Source organism: Aquibacillus sediminis (assembly GCF_005870085.1).
In the GTDB taxonomy this organism is placed as follows: Bacteria; Bacillota; Bacilli; order Bacillales; family Amphibacillaceae; genus Aquibacillus_E; species Aquibacillus_E sediminis.
In genome coordinates this window covers 1-19,522 of the sequence record NZ_SZNM01000028.1, presented here as the reverse complement: position 1 = coordinate 19,522, position 19,522 = coordinate 1, and the positions used below count along the sequence as shown (strand labels likewise).

Below are 19,522 nucleotides of genomic sequence, written 5' to 3'. Positions count from 1 at the left end.
TTAATGAAAAAGGATAAGTAACGCAAGCGGATATGAAAAATAAAGGTGAATCAAAAACCATTAAGCTAGACATTGAGTGACCAAGTTGCTACTTGGAGGTTATTTTATATTTTCAAAAAGGTTAGTGCAATAGTTTGATATAATAAAAAGTGTAAAGTATTGGATTTTTCACAGATAAAAAATTATTAGGAGTAGAGTAATATGGGACTAGATTTTTTTGATGGATTTAAAATGGGGTTAGACTTACTTTGGTCTATGTTAACTGCTGAACCTTTATTAACATTAGCGATAATAGTATTCTTTGGTGGATCCCTAATATTTGCATTAATAGTTAAAGTGCTGAGGGAACAAAAGCTCAGAAAGTCAGGTATTACCGAAGTAGATGAAATGTCTGGGAGGAAGTTTGAAGAATACCTTCAGGCCTTGTTAAAGGCAAAAGGCTATTATATACAATTAACACCGTCAAGTGGAGACTATGGTGCCGACCTTATTTTATCAACAAAAGGTAAGAAGATTATTGTACAAGCTAAAAGGTATAAGAAAAATGTTGGAGTAAAAGCTGTACAAGAAATAGCATCAGCTAAAAGCCACTACAAAGCGGAGGAGTGTTGGGTGATTACGAATAGACTTTTTACTGAACAAGCTAAAAAACTAGCAAACTCAAATCAAGTTAGGTTGGTTGATCGTAAACAGTTGATTAATTGGATGCTGGAGATAAAGAAAGGCGCATAGAAATTTACTCAAATACAGGAGGGGTAACATGATTAGGGATAATTATTTAGCAGAAGTTTTAAGTTTAAATACAATAAGAATAGAGACTTATGATTCTAATAATAATCCTAATGGGACAGGAACTGGATTTTACTTTAATTTCTTTTTAGATGATGCCAGGAAACATTATGTTCCATGTATCGTAACTAACAAACATGTTGTTGAAAATGCTAAAAAAGCAAAGGTTCTAGTAAATGTATTTGAAACTTCTAAAACACCTAACTTTGGTGAAGTTACTTTACAAATATATCAAGACTCTAAGGTATTCAGAACAGGGCAAACCCAAACAATGGAAATACCAGAATTCGAGGAACATTGTATTTTTCATCCCGATAGTGAGGTTGACTTATGTATATATCCTTTTGCCGCACCTGGTAACGAAAATATAGTCAATGTAGCATTAGATAATGATAACATACCAACTATTGAAGATGTGGGAAAACTAAACGCTATTGAAGATATATTAATGGTAGGGTACCCGAATGGGCTTTGGGATGAATATAATAATCAGCCGCTATTCCGAACTGGAAGTACCGCTTCACACCCAGCTTACAATTACAATAATCGAAATGAATTTGTTATAGATTGTGCATGTTACCCGGGTTCTAGTGGATCTCCGGTAATGTTACATAACTTTGGAAAAGAAGATAGAGAAGAGTTTTATGGTAGTGGTAAAAAAATACTATTTTTAGGAATCCTATATTCAGGTCCTTTATCTGTTGCTGAAACAAATGTAGACAAGGTGTATTCCAAAGTTATGATGAATCTGGGCAATGTTATAAAATCTTCTGAACTGCTTGCATTTGTGGATATTCTTAAGACATCTACCAATTATTCCGAAAAAGCTGATGTTAAATAATAGGAGAAGCAATATGAATAATTTTCAAAGAGAAAACGCTATAAGCAATGCGCATGTAGGAAGAGACTTTGAAGAAGTAGCTCTTAAGTATTTTGAGAAAAATAATATAATCTTGAATAAAGGAGTTAGTTTGCCAGTAGGTGTAAATCAGAAAAAGAAAAATCATGTTTTTGATTTGGGAAACACCTCAAGTGACCCTGAGAAAGTAATTGTGGAGTGTAAGTCTCATAAATGGACTTCTGGTGGGAATGTTCCTAGTGCGAAGTTAACCGTTTGGAATGAAGCAATGTATTATTTCTATTTGGCACCGGAAGAATATAGAAAAATATTTTTCATTTTAAAGGACTACAGTGAAAAAAGAGGAGAAACATTAGGAGAGTATTATATAAGAGCATATGACCACTTGATTCCAGGTGATGTAGAGATAATGGAATATGACAACATAGATAGTAAAGTCAGGCTTTTAAACTCTATTTCCACTTAAGGGCTGTGAAAGTTTAGAAAGATAATCTTGAGGAGAATGTTAATGTTTTCTATTTGTTAATGGAAATTTTGAAAGACTAATATAATAGATAGCCGTAGGGGGTGTTATTTTGCTAGGAAATGAAGAAGCCATATTAGATCTAAATAAAAAGATATCAGAGCGGAGATGTGCCTTTATATGTGGCAATGGTTTTAGTATTAACTTTGATAAGGAGTTTAGCAACATATACGGCAATCTGTACTCAGCTCACAAAGATTTAATCTATAACTCACAGCTTAGGGTGAAGTCTAATAAAGCATTCAGTAAGAAATGTAATGAAAATTATAAAAGTGTTTTACAGCATTTAAGATATTTTTCAGAAGAAAAACTAATGACTATTTTTGAAGATGCTGTTTTATTTGCTGAGTCAATTAAAGCTAATAACGAATTGATAGATGAATTTTGGGAAAGAGGTATTATCTCGAAATTAACTTTTGGTTTCAGCGAACTTGAACCACTTGAGCAAATTTGTAAAGTGTCTAGAGAAAAAGGAATACGGTATGTAAATATTGAGCATTGGACGATTTTAATATATTTCTATGCTGCAATAAAAAATATGAAACCAAGCTATTACCATATTCCTAATAACAACTCCTTCATTACAGTATTAAAACACGGGGACAAAAATAATACTAGGCTAATACATGTTGATAACGAAAAGGCTGTACTCCAGGAAGATGTTATTTTCAATGGATTTACAACGTATTTTAAAATGCTATTTTCTATAGCTATTTTCTCAAAAGGAAAAGCAGTTAAATTAAATAAATTAGATAATTTGGATAACCTGGATACAGAGAAGTTGAAACAGTTTCTGAATAGGTTCAATGTGTTAATTTCGCTTAACTACGACAAAATAATGGAGTTGATCGTAGACAAAAATGTTGAACATTTACACGGTGAATTTATTCTCAACAAAGAAGAGTACGTGTATAACCAGAGTTATGGTTTGAACTTTGACGAGGGGTATGTAAGCTTCTCTGATATATTAATCGGTGATTATTTTATATTTAAATCGTTCTTACCTATTGTTAATAGTCAAAGTGCAACAAAAAGTTTTTTTAATAAAAAGACATTGAAAATTAGTGACAGAGTAACCAAGTTAATCAAGGACAACTCAATATCTACGGTTTTGATCTTTGGAATGAATGTGGAAAATGATTATCATTTATTAAGAAACTTAATGTTGACATTTTACGATTCAGGAGTAACAAATCCTAATATTATCTATTCCTACTTTAATGAAAAAGAAAAACAAGAATTTAGTACAGAACTAGAGAACGTTATTACGTTTAATAAAGAGGTAAGTGAGTATTGTAGGAATATCAATGTAAGTTATGTGCAAACCCAACAAATATTAGCTAGCCATTTTTATAAAAATGCAAAGACCGAATTAGTCTAGTTCATTGCCTTAACTGGTGATGGGCTTATTTTTTTGTCTTTTTTAAATACATCTACACTGCATAGTAATCAAAACTGCATTTTGATGATGACGAAAAGATAAAAAGCGTGAATTTCATACTAGATTTAGTGGTTTGGATTTGGGGAGAATCTAGATTTTGATTTTTTATCTTTTTCGCATCAAGGGGCGACTACCTCTATCAAAAATACTTTATGCTAGACACATTAGAGGAAAAAGTAGCTACTAATCAAGGAGAGTTACCTCAATATTATATTGAAGGCCATCATGAAGCGATTATTGATCCGGAAGAATGGGAGGCAGTGCAAGCAATCATCGAGGAGCGCTCGATAGCCTTTAAGACTCGTAATCACAAGAAATACTCGAAAAACACACATAAAAACGTGGCATTTATCGATAAACTTCAATGTGGAGAATGTGGAAATGGATTTACTCATCAACGAGCTGTAGAACGACGTAGTGATGGTAAAGAATACGAAGTTCACAGGTGGGTATGCAGGCTAGCTCAAAAATATTATGCTGTTGACGGTTGTTCCTCACACCGTTTTCAACAAACCTATTTCGAACAGCACTTTATCAAGATGTTAAAGGAGCTTCATCAAAATGAGGCTTTTCAGGCAGAAGTAAACAAGGTAATTGCTCGAACGGAGTTAAGTGCCCAGGAACTTAACCTAGAAGAAGAGGTTCGTAAAAGAATTGAGCAATTGAATCAAGCGCTGTATGAAGCAGTGGATGAAGAGCTTCATCAAGACGGGCAGGATTCAAAAAGGGTGGATGATTTAAGTGGAGAGTTAGTAAACCTGCATAAACAGCTAAAAGCCTTCTCCGATCGTAAGAAATTAGCGGGGCAATACAAAAATGAATACAAAGAGCTAATGAAGCAAGTAAAAAAGCTACATGAGGAACAACAACAACCATTCCCTGCGGAACTCTACACTCAGTTTGTGGAACAAGCTACGGTCTATAAGGATGGAAAGATTGTTTACCATTTCAGTATGGGGATAGATTGGTCCACGGATGAAAGGTATGAAAGTTACCGATATCAGCTTTTAGAGGAAAAGAAAGCGAGACGCCATGCTAAGCGAAAGAAAAAGCATTCGGACTTTTTGAAAGGGCCAGAGGTTACTGCCTTACTGGAATATTGTGAAAAACCAAGGAGATGGGGAGAAATTCTAGACTTTATGAATACCATGATGTTCATATCGGACTCCCATCTAAGAAGCAGTGTTATCCAGACATTGATGGAAAAAGGGAAGTTGCAGAAGGAGTTTTTGCCGAATCATCAAAGAAAGCATAAATATTATATGGTGAAGAAGTGATGTAGGAACCCACTGAGTTGGCTGATGTAGCCACTTGGTGGGCTTTCTTTGTGTTGATTCTGGACAAAATTAAAAGAGGACCAGACGCATCCAGTCCCCTTAAGTGTAAGCCGAAGCTATACACCGCTATTAGTTATATAATATGATACTACAGTTCATCCTATTCGTAAAGTACAAGCTTAAATGTAGTTCGTTAAATTATTTACCTTATTTCGGAAATCAGATCCCATTATAGAGGTGTGGACCGGTATCGGTACTGTACTTCTAAGTTTTTCAGATTCAGCATAAAACTTTCTGACAATTTGTTTCAACTCGGTTTTTGTAACACCTAGCTTTTTAAGTAGAAAGATTAAAATGATAAAATAATCAACAATGGTGTCAAAAGAAATATTAGTAATTCCTGTTTCGCTTTGTAAGTATTCTTTTAAACGAGCTGGGGGTTTCATCTTTTTGAATCTACAATCAAAGACTACAGAGTTATGAGCCACTGCATTTCGAAGTTCTTTAATTAGGAAAATGATGTCTTCCACAATTCTTCCATTCTGATTATGATTAGTAGTGTGCATATTTAAGTCTTCAGCAATTGCTATTCTTGTGTCTTGATTTAAACACTGTAGGAAGAATCCAAATTCTCCGAGGTTAATAACCTCAAATATAGCCCAAAGTGGAATTGGTTTATTGCTATGGAAAAAGTGTGAAATTACGGCTTTTTGTTCGGAATAATTGTAACTTATCTGTTGATTGATTTTATTACGTAAATCAAGCCGCTTCTTCATTTTATCCCTATACTTATTATTACCCGTATTTTCTTTCTTATAATCATTTAATAGATGTGAAAAAACGAAATCGAAGTCCGCAGGTCCTATACCAATTAATGTGTTAAGTGTATAGTTCTTTATAGCTGTTTCAATGAACATTATTCTTGGATAAAATATCGTTTTCAAGTTTGTGTCAAACTCATATACACCGACAACCTCATCAAAGTTGGTATAGGGAATTTGATGGTTAGCTTGTCCAATAAAACGATAGCCTTTATATCCATGATAATATCCGATATTTAATAGATCTCTCTTCTGTTTACTTCCACTAATTTCTATACCGTGCTGATCCCTTAGGTGGCGCATTAACCCATTAGTTGTTTTCCCTTTTACCAAAATAAATCGCTCCCATTTATACCTATTATCCTAATTATAAAGGTTAACTACTAAAAAAACTACAATCCTATTATTCAATTGAAGTTTGAAAAGAGTTCTTTTAACTATAACATTTCCAAAAATTCTCATAATGATATAATGGTCTTACAAGCAATTGGATTAGAAGGGATGTGTATTTCTTGGATTCAGCCTACCTACATAATTCTGTTTTTAACATTGAACAGAAAAGAAGAGAGCTCGAACAGCAAAGTTTAACACGTTCTGAAGTCAACCGTTGGTTCGAAGATAATTACCGTATTTTTTCAAAGAAGAGTGCGTTTACTTGTTTATGCTGTAACAAACCAGTAAATATGAATTTAACCAAAGACGAGGGAAGACCGTTTTATTTTCGGCATAATGATGAAAGTGAATGTTCTTATTCTGAAAATACTACAACGTATGATAAACATGTTTCTAAGCATGAGGTTAAGTCTAAGAAAGATATTGGTCTCACCATTTTTAAAGAGATATTAGAAGGTGAGCTAAAACCCTACGACGTTGAGATTGAGCGAGGGTATCATTACAAAAAGAAGCTATCATTTATACCGGATTTTATCATTAAGTTTCCGAACTCCGATGAACGATGGGCGATTGATTATTTTACGGCAATCGATCAGGGGTTAACTTCAGGTAGCTATGCTCGTCATTTGTCCAAACGAATGAAAACCTATAAAGAAGAAGGTTTTAAGCCCTTTTCATTCGTGGACTATAGTTGGCTCTCTTTTTTAGAAGAGACGAATAAAGGAACCTTACTTACTGCTGAAACTTATGTAACTAGTAAAACTCATGAAGATAGTCTGTGGGATACATTTCTTGAGGGAAATTTACAAGGTGATTTATTAGACTTTTTTATGAAAGATACAGGAGCAACCATAGACGAATTTAATACTAGAAATATCGCTTATGTAGATGTATTTAATCGGTTATGTACAATCTTTCGTTTCGTACCAATATCACAACATGATCGGAATATCACTTTTTATAAACTATCATCTTCTGAAGTACCCCTGGCACGGGCGTTGTCAGTGAATGCCGATCAAAATCATTTTGTACTTTCAAAGGAAAATGAGGATGAGAGGAGAAATGGTTTTCTAAAGGAACTAATTGAAAGGAAACAACAATTTGAGACAGAACAACAAAGGTTGAGAGAAGAACAAGAAAGAATTAGAGCAGAGGAAGAGAGAATTAAACAAGAGGAAGAAAAGCAAAGGGCACGATTAAGGGCTCGAGAATTGGAATGGCAAAAACAAAGACAAAAAGCCAAAGAGCTAGAAGATGAAGAAGTCGAAAGAGAAATGCAAGAAAGGATGAGAAGAGCGGCTTTAAGGCCAATCGAGGTTCATCCAGACGGTTGGAATTATAGAACAAAAAGACAAGCTCAATATAGCAATTATACCTATCAACAAACTCCTACTGTACCCAGCTCTGAAAATACAGAGGATAAAATCGATAAAAAGAAAAAAGAAAAAGTTCGAGAATTGCTGTTGTCTCAACCTATTTCTGGAGAGCTCTACATCGATGGAGATACAAAGTATTGGCGAAAAGTGGTATTGAAGTGGATAAACGAAAATCAATCAGGTGAAACACTTACCGTTTCGTTACAGATGATCATTGGTTATATGAAAAGTGCAGGGGTTTCTTTTAATCAGAGTGACAAAATCGTTAAGTATCCAATAAAGGACTTCCTTGAACTATATGCAAAAACCTTAAAATCAGAATTAAAGAAAAAGATAGAACTAAGCGTTCAAGAATAAATAGGGGGCTTCAAATGGATGTAGAACAAAGGATATCCTCTAAACAAAAAGGCGATGTCACAGAAAGTAGAGTTGTAGAGTTAATTACTTTAGGCTCGTTTGGACAGTTGACTTGTTATACTCCAAAGTCAGATGATGATGGCATCGATCTAATTATTAATAAAAAGGGTTATTTTAAACCTATTTTTATACAAGTAAAAAGTAGATTCAAATTAAACAAGGGGAAACAGTTTATCCAAAACGTAGGTTGTGCTACTTTCAAAAGTCACATTTCATTTTATATTATTTTTATTTACTTTAATGAAATGACCTTTGAAGTCGAGTGTGTATGGCTTATCCCATCAGTTGAGTTCGAGAAATTGGCATACTTAAAAAAGAGCGGCGAAAATTATAAATCTTTTTACAGGTTTTCTGCTAATCCTCTTACAGATACAAATCAATGGTCTAGGTATCGAATACCAAAAGAAAAACTGGGACAAGAATTACTTCGGATAATGGATTCTGATTGAAGAGGGTGAAAAAGATGACAAAAAAAGACAAGAGCAGGAACAGAAGAAAGTTGTGTGGCCAATAGAGAATGGCGAGGGTCTAAAAAATATATCTATCTAGGATTGGGAGTGAAAATTTTGGTGTCAGAAATCGAGCAAATAAAAAGAGATTTTTTTTCAAGTTTTAATACAATAAAAAATAAGGTTTTAGTAAAGGAATGCTTTCATGAGGATGAGGATTGTTCTAACCGAATTATAAAAGCACATTCTGTACAAAACAACAAAATATTAAATGCTATATCACAAGATGGAATGGTTCTAATGTTTGACCACGATGTAAATGATGAAATGGCATTACATTCAAAAATGAAGCCCAAAGGGAGAAAAGTTGCCACTACATTTACAGGTTTTTGTGGACATCATGATACCACAATATTTAATCCAATAGAGAATTTTGATTACGAGAAAGGAAATAAAGAGCAGGATTTCCTTTTTGCTTATAGAGCACTCGCTAAAGAGTATCATTCTAAGAAGTCAGTTGGAAACATTTATAGGCACATGTTGACATTACTTAGAGAAGAAAGATATGAAGAGATGAACAAACGTTTTACGGGGGATAATATACCGAGTGAAGAGCACAAATTTTTCATGCAAGAATTGTTTAGTACAAACTTAGTAGGGAATGAAGATGCTGAGCAACGGTTTGAACGATTTAAGGGATGGGCAAATAACTGGTTAAATGCTGGTGAATTTAATAATATTGTTACTCATACTTTGGAGTTTGAAGAAGAATATCATCTGGCTGTATCATCAACCACTTATATTGAGAGGGACCTAAATAATAATATTATAAATGATTTAAGTGATTGGGAAACTATGTTAGCCCCGTTATTTATAACTGTATTTCCTCAAAACGGCAAGACTTATGTACTACTAAGTCATTTTGCTAGAAATAATAGAAGATACAGGAGATTTGCCGAACAAATTGTGAATAGTAACATAGAGGAACAAAAAATAATTGTATCCAATATCATCTTAGCTTACATAGAAAATTTTGCTTTTTCCCCAACTAAATGGGATGGAATGAGCAAAGAATCAAGGGATGAAATTGAAAGTACTTTCTTAAACACTTCTTTTGAAATTGACAAATCGCTTTTAAAAAATGAGAATGTAAATCTATTTGTTTAAAATTTAAGAAACAAAATCAATTTATAGATTTCTATTGAGATATAATAATAATCTATTTGGATTATAGATGGGGGAACCGATGTGGATCTGTATCAAAAGGTGAATGATATACTTACTAGATGGAGAGGTGTTGCAACTTCAGTCGATAAACTTAAGTCCTTTGACGTAATAACCTCCGTTGAGCAATCGGATAAGGGAAGGTTGTACAGATCAAACGGTGAATATTATCTTGAGCTAATATTCCATGATGAGGACGATAAAGTTTACTTGGGTCTTGGTATTGAGCCGATGTGTACAATTGCACATGAGCTTGGACATCTGGAATATTATTTATCAGGTGGAAACGAAAGTGAAGTGCATATAACTAAAGAATTTATGGCCTGGAAATTGGGCAGAAAGTTTATAGAATCTGAAAAAGATGAAAAACTACTAAATTACTACGATAGCTACAATAAAAGTAATATAGAGCAGTATTTTCATCAAGAGGTTGATACTATTAATGCTTTAGATATTGATGTGAATACTAAGCAGAGGGCCTGTCAAAATCTGAAAGCCAAATTGCAAAATTATATGGATGAAATAATAGATAAGTAATCATTTTTGCTTATATTGTTAGCATTAAATAGATTGAGTTATTATTTAAGGAAAGGGTTGGTGTGGTATATGCTAGCTCTTTTTTCATATGTTTTATAAAAAGATATCATTAAGGAAGAGTCTGGGGGTTTTAGAGTGTTATCTATTGAGGAGCTAGTAAACCAAGTGAAAGAAGAAACGCTGAGCTGTGTTATTAAGAAAAACCGTGAACTGGTAGATATGAAATACAATGATTTTGAATCCAATGTCACTTTTGGAAGGACATTCTCCCTAGGACAGTGGTTTGGATATTTTTTAGGGTTAGAGGTCGCAAAAATATTAAATGATCATCAAGTATTAATAGATACATGCCTGACAACTAAAAAACAATACCCAACCAAGAGTAATCCTGATAATAAAAGAAGAAAAAGTTATTATCCAGACATATTAATTGTTAAAAAGATAACTGATGATACATCCTCGTATGAAGAATACATTAAGGAAAACAAAAGGACAATAACAAAACATAACCTACCTTTAGATCCCAAGAATATAAATTTATTTGAAGCACAAGCCATAATCGAACTGAAAATTGATCCTGGTTACATAGATACAAATGATTTGAGAGTTTCTTTTGCTAAACTAAATGAGTATTTAAATGCAAATGAGGAATTTTCCTTTAAAAAGATCTATTCAAAGCAAGATGAAGAGGATGAATTTTATATTAAGAACATAGTTCGTTTTAATTCAGAAAAAGTAATGAAAAGTTTAGTTTTGGCAACAGAAGCTAATCATCCTGAAAGAATAGAAGAAATTAAAAGAGTTTGTAAGGATGAACAATTTGACTTTATTTCATTAACTAGTTCATCAAAACATATTCGGGATTATAAAATTTCTGACTTGCCTGATTTAGAAAATCTAATTTAGTTTTTACACTAGGTTAACATGCAGTAGATTGCCATTTTGTAGGAAGCAAGGTCCAAACATAGGGGGAGTATTAATGAAGGTTAAGCTTGAAGGTGTTGTAAATGTTGGGAATGATACAGTCACCAAAGAAGAATTTGAATCTGAACTTAATAATTGGTTGAAAAGTAAAGGCTGGACCTATCAATCTCTTGAGGATATAAACTCACCTTATCTTAAATATCTTCAAGGGAACTATGTATTTGATAGTTGCTCTTTAATGGGGGGAGCTATTTTTGATAGCGGACAAGATAAACGTTATTTTTTAAGTAAGATATGGGATCCTAATTTACCTGTTGCAGCTGCATTTTTAATGAACCCTAGTTATGCTAATGAACTTAGAGGGGATGCAACAATAGATTTTTTAATGGGTTATTTACGTAACAGGTCATACGGTGGGATTATCGTAATTAATACGAGTTCAATAGTAAAACCGAGCAATGTAACAAAAGCAGACTTCCCTAAAACGGATAAAGAAAATATTGAAGTAATATTAAATGTATTAGGTAGAGTTAAAACAGTTATCTTAGGTTGGGGAGGATCAGGAAATAAATATGCAGTTCCTCATTTCTCCGCTAATTTAAAGGATAAGTTGGAGTTAAATATAGAAAAAATTTATGCCTTTGAAATAGGAGGAAAGGAAACCAAAACGGGTAGACAACTATATCCATGTCATCCTAGCCCTACTGGTAATAAAAACAAATATATTAATAAATCCCTTAAGAAAATAGATATAAAGCAGTTAAGAAAAATACTAAATTAGTAAGGTATATTCCAGCTCATCACTTAACACGTGGTGGGCTTTTAAGCATTACTTGATAAAATCTGTAAATTTCTGTAATAGTACAATCTACTCACTGAATACCCATTAATAAAAATGAAATGGGTGGTTCAACATGAGCAAGCAGCAAAAGAAGATAAAACTTTCCCAGATAAGGTTGGAAACAAGTTATCGGAAAAGTGAGAAGGATTTAAGCTTGGAATTAAGTATTAGTAGACAGGGATTAAAAGTGCCACTAACTGTTGAGAAAGAAAGTGAAAATCAATATGTGTTAGTAGATGGGTATCGTCGGTTTTATGCTCTTGATTTTTTAGGGGTGGAAGATGTTGAATGTAGCGTTGATAAACTATCATCAGAAGAGGAAAGAATAGTCAAAAGGTTAGGGATAGAATTACACACCAAGAAGAGAACTGCGTACCAGTTGGAAAGAATGATTAACCGATTATTAGAAAATGAAAAGTACGATACCAAATTGATTGCAAGCCTTTGTGGTGTTACAGAAGCGACGATAAAAAAATATGTACGTGGTTCCAGTGTTAAGCAAGAGTGGTTGAGAAAGGGAGAAAAAAATAATGCTGGTAGGCATGCTTATACAGATATTCAGAATTTGAATATAAGCGAAGTAAACAAAGATTATATTGCTGATAAATATGGTGATAGGAAAATCAACAAAACTGCTGTTGGTGTCATCAAAAAAGCAACGAGTGAAAAAGCATTTAAGGATATTCCAGAAGAACATGTCAAAGAGTGTGTAAATCAAATTATCGAGCATCAATCAAAAAACTATGAAACTGTGAAAGAGATTGTCTCTGAAAATAGTTTGCAAGCTAAATACACTAAAAGCAGCCATACATTCATGTATAACCTAACATTGGTTTGGATAAAGAATTTAGAGAGGGTATTTAGTATCCGAAATTACATGGACTATCTATCAGATAGGCAAAAACTTAAGCTAACTAAATCACTCAAGAACTTAATATTAATGTTGAACCCACCATTAAAATGGTCAGACTTTCCCCAGGATAAACAGGGTTATGAAGATCTAGAAGATGAAGGCGGTGAAAACTTGGAACATTAATAAAATTCCAAAAAAAGTATGTATTGCAATTATAGCTTTAATATTAATAGAAGAAACTCGTCATAAGTAGCCCACTACCTTAATTGGTGGTGGGCTATTTTTTCGTTGTGCGAAGTGAAATCTGCTTTAAGTAGTATGAGGGATTGAGTAGCAAGAAGGGCTGGGGGAGAGGAGTTAATATATCGCACTATTCTATAGTAGAAACTCGGATTGTTTCAATTTATATATTAAAATTTTTATCCATCCGTCTCCACGGCGATGCTTCGCGAGCCATTGGAAAGTGGCCAAGTGCATATTAGTCGAGCACAAGGAACCGTAACCTATCCAGCTCATTTTCAATTAGTTTCTGCGATGAACCCTTGTCCATGTGGCTATCATGGGGCAAAACATCGCTATTGTACATGCAGCCCCAAAGAGATCCAAAAGTATCACAACAGAATCTCCGGCCCTCTTCTCGATCGATTTGATATTTTCTTGTCACTCGTTCCCGTGTCAATGAATACCAATGCCGCAAAAGGTCCCACATCTGCAGAGCTACGTAACCAAGTGATCGAAGCACAAACGATGCAACAAGCGCGTTACCAATGTGATGATCGAAATGCAACCGCCTCGCTTGAAACACTGAAAAACAAGGGCAACGTGTCCCTTGATCAAATTCAACTAGTCGAAAAGTGTGCTCAAAAACAACTATGGAGCAACCGCGTTCAAGTGAAAATTTTGCGACTAGCCAGAACCATCGCTGATTTAAATGGAGCAGAGCATGTAACAGATGAAGCACTATGGGAAGCGATGACTTATCAGCGGTCGCCTTTGTTGAAGAAGGAAGGGAAGGATGTTGTGTTAATTGCAGGTAGAAATAGGGAGAGGTGAATGGATGCCTAAAATATGTGAATTCAATGGTATGAAAATATATATATACTTTGATGATCCTTATCCCCCACATATCCATATAAGAGGAAAACATAAGGCTGAACTATACATTAAAACAGGAGAGTATAAAAATGGCTCGTTACCTAATAAACAACTTAGGAACGACCTCTTGTGGTTAAATGAATATCAACATGATATTATGGAAGCATGGAACACGTGTAAAGCATACCATTATCCAAAGAAGATTCCGCCACTTTGAAAAGGGGATTATAATGCGTGAAATAGTAAAAGCAAAACCAATTCCAACAATAAAAGGGTGGTTATTGTGCGAGTTTGATAATCATGAGAAACGTTTTGTTGACATAAGACCATCTATGAAGGGTGTTCTTTCAAATTTAAAAGATCCAACTATATTTAGAAAGGTATTTGTAGATGACGAAGCAGGAACAGTTGCATGGCCTAGTGGTCTCCATATTGATCCTGATACACTATACCAAAGAAGCATCCCAGTTAACGAAATCCAGAATCACGCTGAAGTTATAAAGTTAGACGATTATGGTGATTGGCTGGAAAGGGCATAGGAAGAGAAAGTGACTAGAGTTATACCTATTATATAGTGAACGAAATAAGATTCATTTTTTGGAGGTGTCAATAATGGCTACGCAGGATCTTCGCAAACTAGCACATAAGATGTTGGATGAATTAGAGGAACAAGAAATACCAGAAGTCATCCAGAAAATGCGCAATCTGAAGGATAAAGATAACAAAAGTACTTATAAAGATGCTTTTCCTTTTACAGATCCAACTGATGAGGAGTTACGAGCGATTCATAAAGCGAAAAAAGAGTTTCAAAACGGCGAATCTTATACTCATGAAGATGTTTTTGGAGAAGACGATTATGTATGATCTGTTCTATTCGAAACAGGCTGCAAAGTATATAAAAAAACAGGATAAACCAACTAGGAAACGAATAAAAGAAGCACTGCTCACCTTAGCTGAGAACCCTTATCATAGAGGGATTCTAGACATTCATTCACTAAAAGGTGTAGACAGTGCTTTTCGTTTACGTATTGGAGAATTTAGAATAATTTATGAAGTGAAAGACAAAGAATTAATCATTTATGTGATTTCGGCTGGTAGTAGGGGAGACATTTATAAATAAAAAGGTATAGATCTTAAATGGTGCGATTGTTCATAGCTATGGTGCCTGTCGCACCCGTGGTTATGGAGCAACCGCGTTCAAGTAAAAATTCTACGACTAGCCAGAAGCATTGCAGATTTAAATGGAGAAGAGCATGTAACAGTTGAAGCACTATGGGAAGCGATGACTTATCAGCGATCGCCTTTGACGAGGAAGGAAGGGGAGAGGGTTGTGTCTTTTCGTATGTAGATAAGAAACAAGGTAAAGCGGTGACTGGTATGAGTCATATACATCATGTATAATAGTTAAAAATAAAAATGAAGTAGGTGATGGTAATGGAACCTATAAGAATTGAACATGATGACGTAAAAAAAGCAATTCAATCTGGTCATTCATACATCCAAGTTGGCCAAAGAAAGTTTTTATTAATAGAGGTAGAGGATGTAGATAATGATGATTGTTATGAAGTGACAGATCCTGAAGAGGAGAAGCAATTAAAAGCAGCTTTACATGAAAATAATCCAATATTAACAAATGAAGAAATAAAACAGATGTTAGAGAGATAGAACATGAAAATAGTATGGAGAAAATCAGCTATTACTTCCTTATTAGAGCTAGATCGGTGGAGAGATAGCATTGAACTCCCGCCAATAGCAATGTTCCTAAGAAGTACAATTGAACTGTATTTCGAAAAACAGGATTTTTCAATCTATATTCCAGGTTAACATGTTCTTATCCGACAAATGCCTGTTGACCTACGAATGGTGTTAATTTCTATCGGTAAATCCGCTCCTTATAAAGTCTTCTACAGAATGTCTTCCAGATACAGGGGTCAGACCCCCTAAAAAGACAAATGTATAATTTTTCCATGGTGGGTGGTAGGTACTCAATGATATCTGTAACTAATTTAGGACTACAAATAAACACCCATCCAATGAACCAAGCACATATTTTAATGGTTTTGGTGCAAGGTTATCACCATCTAGCTTTTTAGGTTCATCCACTTTAAAACCTCACCTTATGATCCGTTCGATACTTTTAATCAGTTTTTTTTTATAGTAGGAATAGTTTCTTTTTCTCAAACGAATAATAGAAATGAACAAGGCTGATAGGGCAAACCAACTCATCCTTTTTGATAAAATGTTTCTAGGTTAGAACAAGCACAAGTGATAATTCTAAAGAACCTATGAAACTAACAAATCCAAAGTCTTTTGACTGAACCTCGCCACTCCCATTTCCATAAGAATTAATTAGTGTAGCCACGATATTTACAACCATCCCAACCCGTAATAGGTGAGATCCATACGCTCCGCGGCGATATAACGACAGCCAATAAAATAATTTTGCCACTGCAATCTCGTTAAGATCCTTCTTCTTCAAACATACTAGATTAACTCTTTAATTACGTAGTAGACTACTTCCCAACAAATAACTTCGTCTATGAAAGAATTATACTTTAAAGGAGGAAGTTTTTTCTTGATCAGGATTAACCAAAGTAACTACCAGCGTATTTTTATAAAATTTTTTCCAAAAATTGATCTATATCAAGGTTTTAAGTGTTTAGACTCTTTAGAATAAACATATAAAAACTAAAGTTTTACTTGATAGGGAAGTAAATGGTGACGGGTAGCTTACGGAGGAGATGATGAAGAGATAAGTAGATAAGTGCAGATAGTAAATGAAATACTACATGGCGTTCATTAAAAGCTGTAGCCTATTAACAACAATTGTAAATTATTTCACAAAAAGGAGAAATTCATTATCAGTATACACAAAATTGGATCAAAAATAGCTATCATTTGGACTATATTACGAATTTGGTTAGGACTTCAATGGATCGAGGCAGGTTATAATAAACTTGGATCTGGATTTGATGTAAGTGGGTTTTTACAAGGCGCGATTGCAAATGCAGGAGGAGAAGATCCTGCCGTTCAAGGTTGGTATGCCAAATTCCTCGAAGTAATTGCATTACCAAATGAAGGGTTATTTAACATGCTTATCCCTTGGGGGGAATTCTTTGTTGGCTTAGGATTAATTCTAGGCTTAGCAACAATTCCAGCATTAATAGCTGGTGCCTTCATGAATATTAACTTTATGATGGCGGGGGTTGGATTATCTAGCCCGGACTTAGAGTTTTTAGCAATAGCAATCATTCTATTAGTTATTGGAAAAGGGAGGTATTACTACGGCTTTGATAGATTTGTTATTTCGTATATAAAACAGCGTAATTTTCACAAGCAGAAGTATGTAGCGGATATAGAGGGTCAGACCCCCTAAAAAGACAAATGTATAATTTTTCCATGGTGGGTGGACGCATGTGGGGAGGAGGGAGTTGTCGCATGAGTTGGCAACTCTTTTTTGTTTGGTAGAGTTAGCTTGGGTATGGTTGTAAACTTAATAGAAATAGAGAATTCTTGAGTTCTCCTTCATAATTTTAATATTGTTCACTTTTACAAGGAAAAATAGTATACTAGGATCGTAACTATATAGCATTTTGGGACGGTTGGCCATCTCCTTGGTTAGAAGGGAGGTGGTATGAATGACGACATATGAAACATTAAGTTTAATAGCTCAATTTAGTTTAACACTATTAGCAGCGCTTACACTTGTTGTAACCATTGTCGTCTTTCTAAACAAAAAGAAATAACCGTCCCCTTGGCCAAAGGTTCAGACGGTTACTTCTTAGAACAAACTCCATTAACTTGGTCAACCGCTCTTTATGCGGCTTGTAGTTACAATTGCCGAGTGGTTTATAGCCGCTCGGTATTCTTACTTATATTATAATTATACTAATTAAATTAGTCAAATTGACATTAAAATTGGAAATCGAAATCGGGGTCAGATCCCTTGGAAAACATGTTCTTACAATTCGGCATTTTAGCCGCAACTTTAACAACTATTATAACAACTGTTACACTCGTCACTATTAAAAAAAAGAAGTAATCGCCCACCGCTCCGACCAAGAATGTAGGGCAGTTACTTCTTTTCTTAATACTACTTAAAACAATGGTTTGCCGCTAATCTTGCGGCAAGTAGTTGCTTTCACTGGGGCATTATTAGTTCCAGTTATTTTTATTATATAAACAATTTTATCCAAATATACTTGTTGTTGCAAATTTGCAATAGGATATGGGTAAAGAAATACTTCTATTGTCCATATTAGGGACATCCCTCCTAAAGTTATAAATTTTTTGTGGAAAATTGAAGGATAATTTGATTCTGTGGAGAATAAAGTTATAAAGAAATAATAGCTACATTATATAAACTGCTAAAGTCCTCACTTTCTCATTCTTTCCCATATAATTCGTCGAACGACACTGTTTCATGACGACGAAGACAGGTGCGAATATCTCCGGCTATTGGAAGAAGCGAAAGAACGTACTCCATTGGGCTATGGGGTCAGTGAGCGTACCCCTGTCAAGTAGACACAAAAAGGTTAAGGGTCAACTAAGCGCTAATTTTTTGTTTGAATTGTGTTGGTGCTAGTGATCTTAAGCCTTTTGGATATCGGGGTCAGCCCCCCTAAAAATAAACATTTTTTATATGGTAGAATTAAATTGCAACTGTATATTGTGAGGGTGGTTGGTTGTCGCTCTTCTTTCCGTTAAGGAAAGGAGGTGATAACCATGGAAACATTTCTTGAATTTCTTCGTGAAATTCTGAGGGGATCGTGCGTGAAGGTTGCGCAAATTTCTTTCGGAAAAACGTATTAGAAACCAAGAAAACCACCCTACGCCGTCGCAAGCAAAAGGGTGGTTCTCAACGAAATAGTATTTAATTGACAACCACCCTCTGACGGAGATGCTGCAGGGTGAAGTGTTAGCGCACTTCTTTTTTATTATATTCTTATGATAAATGGACTTAACCTTGTAGATGCAACTAATTGTAAGTTCGTAATATTTCCCTAGCCTATGAAAGAAATACTTTGATTGGTAGTTCCAATTCCGGTGAAATGTGTGAGCAGAATATATCCTCTTCAGTGTAAATAGTAGGAGTCCCATATAGATCGCTTTCGCCAAGTATATACTGTTCCAAAATTTTCTCATTAGGGTAGATTAACAAATATTCTTTTACCCCATGTCTTTGGTATTGGTTTAGTTTCTCAATGCGATCTTTTTGCCAGGTGGAAGGAGAGAGAATTTCAGCAATAAGATCCGGTGCCCCCTTGCATCCCTTATCATCTAACTTTTTTTCATCACAAACTACGCTAATATCAGGCTGTACGACCTGATACTCTTTTTCATCTTCTTTACCAGATAATCGAACATCAAAAGGAGCTGTGTAAACTTCACATTTTTTTCCTTTAAAAAATGTGTATAGTTCACCAGTGAGTTGAGTTACAATACGTTGATGTTGGCGTGATGGCGCTGCTTGCAAAAAGGGAATACCATTAATGATTTCATACTGTGGCTCATCACCCCAAGTTGAATATTCCGCATATGTTACCTTCTTTGGATAAGGTTGATTCATACTCATACCTGGTTACTAAAATCTATAAAAATCTAAAATCGCCACTGAACCAAGAAAACGTGACATACCGTGAAGATTCTCACTTCATTCCGTCAGAAGGGGATAGAACCTCTATCATGTACCTATTGCACAAG

25 protein-coding genes are annotated in these 19,522 nt (G+C 34.6%); 22 read left to right on the top strand and 3 right to left on the bottom strand.

Features of this window, described 5'->3' with window-relative positions; translation table 11 throughout:
• The first annotated feature begins 201 nt into the window (after positions 1-201).
• The 5 genes from FCI53_RS18230 (at position 202) to FCI53_RS18210 (ending at position 4,889) form a co-directional block, all read left to right on the top strand.
• Positions 202-732, top strand: coding sequence for a restriction endonuclease (locus FCI53_RS18230; RefSeq protein WP_246050151.1), 531 nt, complete (start codon positions 202-204; stop codon positions 730-732).
• A gap of 28 nt (positions 733-760) precedes the next feature.
• Positions 761-1,630 carry a S1 family peptidase gene (locus FCI53_RS18225; protein WP_138420452.1) on the top strand — a complete coding sequence of 290 codons (870 nt, stop codon included), beginning with the start codon at positions 761-763 and terminating at the stop codon, positions 1,628-1,630.
• Positions 1,631-1,643: 13 nt separating this feature from the next.
• A complete protein-coding gene (locus FCI53_RS18220; protein WP_138420451.1) occupies positions 1,644-2,114 on the top strand; it encodes a hypothetical protein in 471 nt (156 codons plus the stop codon).
• 109 nt (positions 2,115-2,223) lie between these two features.
• Positions 2,224-3,552 carry a hypothetical protein gene (locus FCI53_RS18215; protein WP_138420450.1) on the top strand — a complete coding sequence of 443 codons (1,329 nt, stop codon included), beginning with the start codon at positions 2,224-2,226 and terminating at the stop codon, positions 3,550-3,552.
• 167 nt (positions 3,553-3,719) lie between these two features.
• A complete protein-coding gene (locus FCI53_RS18210) occupies positions 3,720-4,889 on the top strand; it encodes a recombinase zinc beta ribbon domain-containing protein (protein ID WP_281279563.1) in 1,170 nt (389 codons plus the stop codon).
• Positions 4,890-5,068: 179 nt separating this feature from the next.
• On the opposite strand, the gene FCI53_RS18205 is transcribed toward FCI53_RS18210, so the two are convergent.
• Positions 5,069-6,043, bottom strand: a complete 975-nt coding sequence (locus tag FCI53_RS18205) for an Abi family protein (protein WP_138420448.1) — start codon at positions 6,041-6,043, stop codon at positions 5,069-5,071.
• Positions 6,044-6,393: 350 nt separating this feature from the next.
• Between FCI53_RS18205 and FCI53_RS18200 the strand changes: the two genes are divergently transcribed.
• From FCI53_RS18200 to FCI53_RS21585, 15 genes are all read left to right on the top strand, one after another.
• Positions 6,394-7,836, top strand: coding sequence for a hypothetical protein (locus tag FCI53_RS18200; protein ID WP_138420447.1), 1,443 nt, complete (start codon positions 6,394-6,396; stop codon positions 7,834-7,836).
• 14 nt (positions 7,837-7,850) lie between these two features.
• Positions 7,851-8,345 (top strand): PDDEXK-like family protein, encoded by a 495-nt coding sequence (locus FCI53_RS18195; protein WP_138420446.1) that lies wholly within the window; start codon positions 7,851-7,853, stop codon positions 8,343-8,345.
• A gap of 54 nt (positions 8,346-8,399) precedes the next feature.
• Positions 8,400-9,512 carry a hypothetical protein gene (locus tag FCI53_RS18190; protein ID WP_138420445.1) on the top strand — a complete coding sequence of 371 codons (1,113 nt, stop codon included), beginning with the start codon at positions 8,400-8,402 and terminating at the stop codon, positions 9,510-9,512.
• Positions 9,513-9,593: 81 nt separating this feature from the next.
• Entirely contained in the window at positions 9,594-10,106 is a 513-nt protein-coding gene (locus FCI53_RS18185) for a hypothetical protein (RefSeq protein ID WP_138420444.1), read from the top strand.
• Between the two features lie 135 nt (positions 10,107-10,241).
• The gene (locus FCI53_RS18180) at positions 10,242-11,012 is read left to right on the top strand and encodes a hypothetical protein (RefSeq protein WP_138420443.1); all 771 of its coding nucleotides are present in this window, start codon (positions 10,242-10,244) and stop codon (positions 11,010-11,012) included.
• Between the two features lie 73 nt (positions 11,013-11,085).
• On the top strand, positions 11,086-11,811 hold the full coding sequence (locus FCI53_RS18175) for a DUF1643 domain-containing protein (protein ID WP_138420442.1): 726 nt from the start codon (positions 11,086-11,088) through the stop codon (positions 11,809-11,811).
• A gap of 133 nt (positions 11,812-11,944) precedes the next feature.
• Positions 11,945-12,907 (top strand): ParB/RepB/Spo0J family partition protein, encoded by a 963-nt coding sequence (locus FCI53_RS18170; RefSeq protein WP_138420441.1) that lies wholly within the window; start codon positions 11,945-11,947, stop codon positions 12,905-12,907.
• 288 nt (positions 12,908-13,195) lie between these two features.
• Positions 13,196-13,777 carry an ATP-binding protein gene (locus FCI53_RS18165; protein WP_246050150.1) on the top strand — a complete coding sequence of 194 codons (582 nt, stop codon included), beginning with the start codon at positions 13,196-13,198 and terminating at the stop codon, positions 13,775-13,777.
• A gap of 4 nt (positions 13,778-13,781) precedes the next feature.
• Positions 13,782-14,036 carry a DUF4160 domain-containing protein gene (locus tag FCI53_RS18160; protein ID WP_138420439.1) on the top strand — a complete coding sequence of 85 codons (255 nt, stop codon included), beginning with the start codon at positions 13,782-13,784 and terminating at the stop codon, positions 14,034-14,036.
• A 13-nt stretch (positions 14,037-14,049) separates the two neighbouring features.
• On the top strand, positions 14,050-14,358 hold the full coding sequence (locus FCI53_RS18155; RefSeq protein WP_138420438.1) for a DUF2442 domain-containing protein: 309 nt from the start codon (positions 14,050-14,052) through the stop codon (positions 14,356-14,358).
• Between the two features lie 73 nt (positions 14,359-14,431).
• Positions 14,432-14,683, top strand: coding sequence for a hypothetical protein (locus FCI53_RS21590; RefSeq protein ID WP_171038233.1), 252 nt, complete (start codon positions 14,432-14,434; stop codon positions 14,681-14,683).
• Positions 14,676-14,939 carry a type II toxin-antitoxin system RelE family toxin gene (locus FCI53_RS18150; protein ID WP_171038232.1) on the top strand — a complete coding sequence of 88 codons (264 nt, stop codon included), beginning with the start codon at positions 14,676-14,678 and terminating at the stop codon, positions 14,937-14,939. Before FCI53_RS21590 ends, FCI53_RS18150 begins: the two co-directional genes overlap by 8 nt.
• Before the next feature lie 45 nt (positions 14,940-14,984).
• Positions 14,985-15,167 carry a magnesium chelatase subunit ChlI family protein gene (locus FCI53_RS18145; protein WP_138420476.1) on the top strand — a complete coding sequence of 61 codons (183 nt, stop codon included), beginning with the start codon at positions 14,985-14,987 and terminating at the stop codon, positions 15,165-15,167.
• An 86-nt stretch (positions 15,168-15,253) separates the two neighbouring features.
• Complete coding sequence (locus tag FCI53_RS18140) at positions 15,254-15,484, top strand: hypothetical protein (protein WP_138420436.1); 231 nt, start codon at positions 15,254-15,256, stop codon at positions 15,482-15,484.
• Positions 15,485-15,487: 3 nt separating this feature from the next.
• Positions 15,488-15,643, top strand: coding sequence for a hypothetical protein (locus FCI53_RS21585; RefSeq protein WP_171038231.1), 156 nt, complete (start codon positions 15,488-15,490; stop codon positions 15,641-15,643).
• Positions 15,644-16,064: 421 nt separating this feature from the next.
• On the opposite strand, the gene FCI53_RS18135 is transcribed toward FCI53_RS21585, so the two are convergent.
• Positions 16,065-16,298: a hypothetical protein gene (locus tag FCI53_RS18135; RefSeq protein WP_138420435.1), complete on the bottom strand. Its 234-nt coding sequence runs from the start codon at positions 16,296-16,298 to the stop codon at positions 16,065-16,067.
• Between the two features lie 387 nt (positions 16,299-16,685).
• Here FCI53_RS18135 and FCI53_RS18130 point away from each other — a divergent pair, with 387 nt between their 5' ends.
• Positions 16,686-17,195 (top strand): DoxX family protein, encoded by a 510-nt coding sequence (locus FCI53_RS18130; protein WP_425457198.1) that lies wholly within the window; start codon positions 16,686-16,688, stop codon positions 17,193-17,195.
• 262 nt (positions 17,196-17,457) lie between these two features.
• Positions 17,458-17,565: a putative holin-like toxin gene (locus tag FCI53_RS21965; RefSeq protein WP_246050149.1), complete on the top strand. Its 108-nt coding sequence runs from the start codon at positions 17,458-17,460 to the stop codon at positions 17,563-17,565.
• A gap of 1,262 nt (positions 17,566-18,827) precedes the next feature.
• On the opposite strand, the gene FCI53_RS18125 is transcribed toward FCI53_RS21965, so the two are convergent.
• Positions 18,828-19,388: a Uma2 family endonuclease gene (locus FCI53_RS18125; RefSeq protein WP_138420433.1), complete on the bottom strand. Its 561-nt coding sequence runs from the start codon at positions 19,386-19,388 to the stop codon at positions 18,828-18,830.
• Between the last annotated feature and the right edge of the window lie 134 nt (positions 19,389-19,522).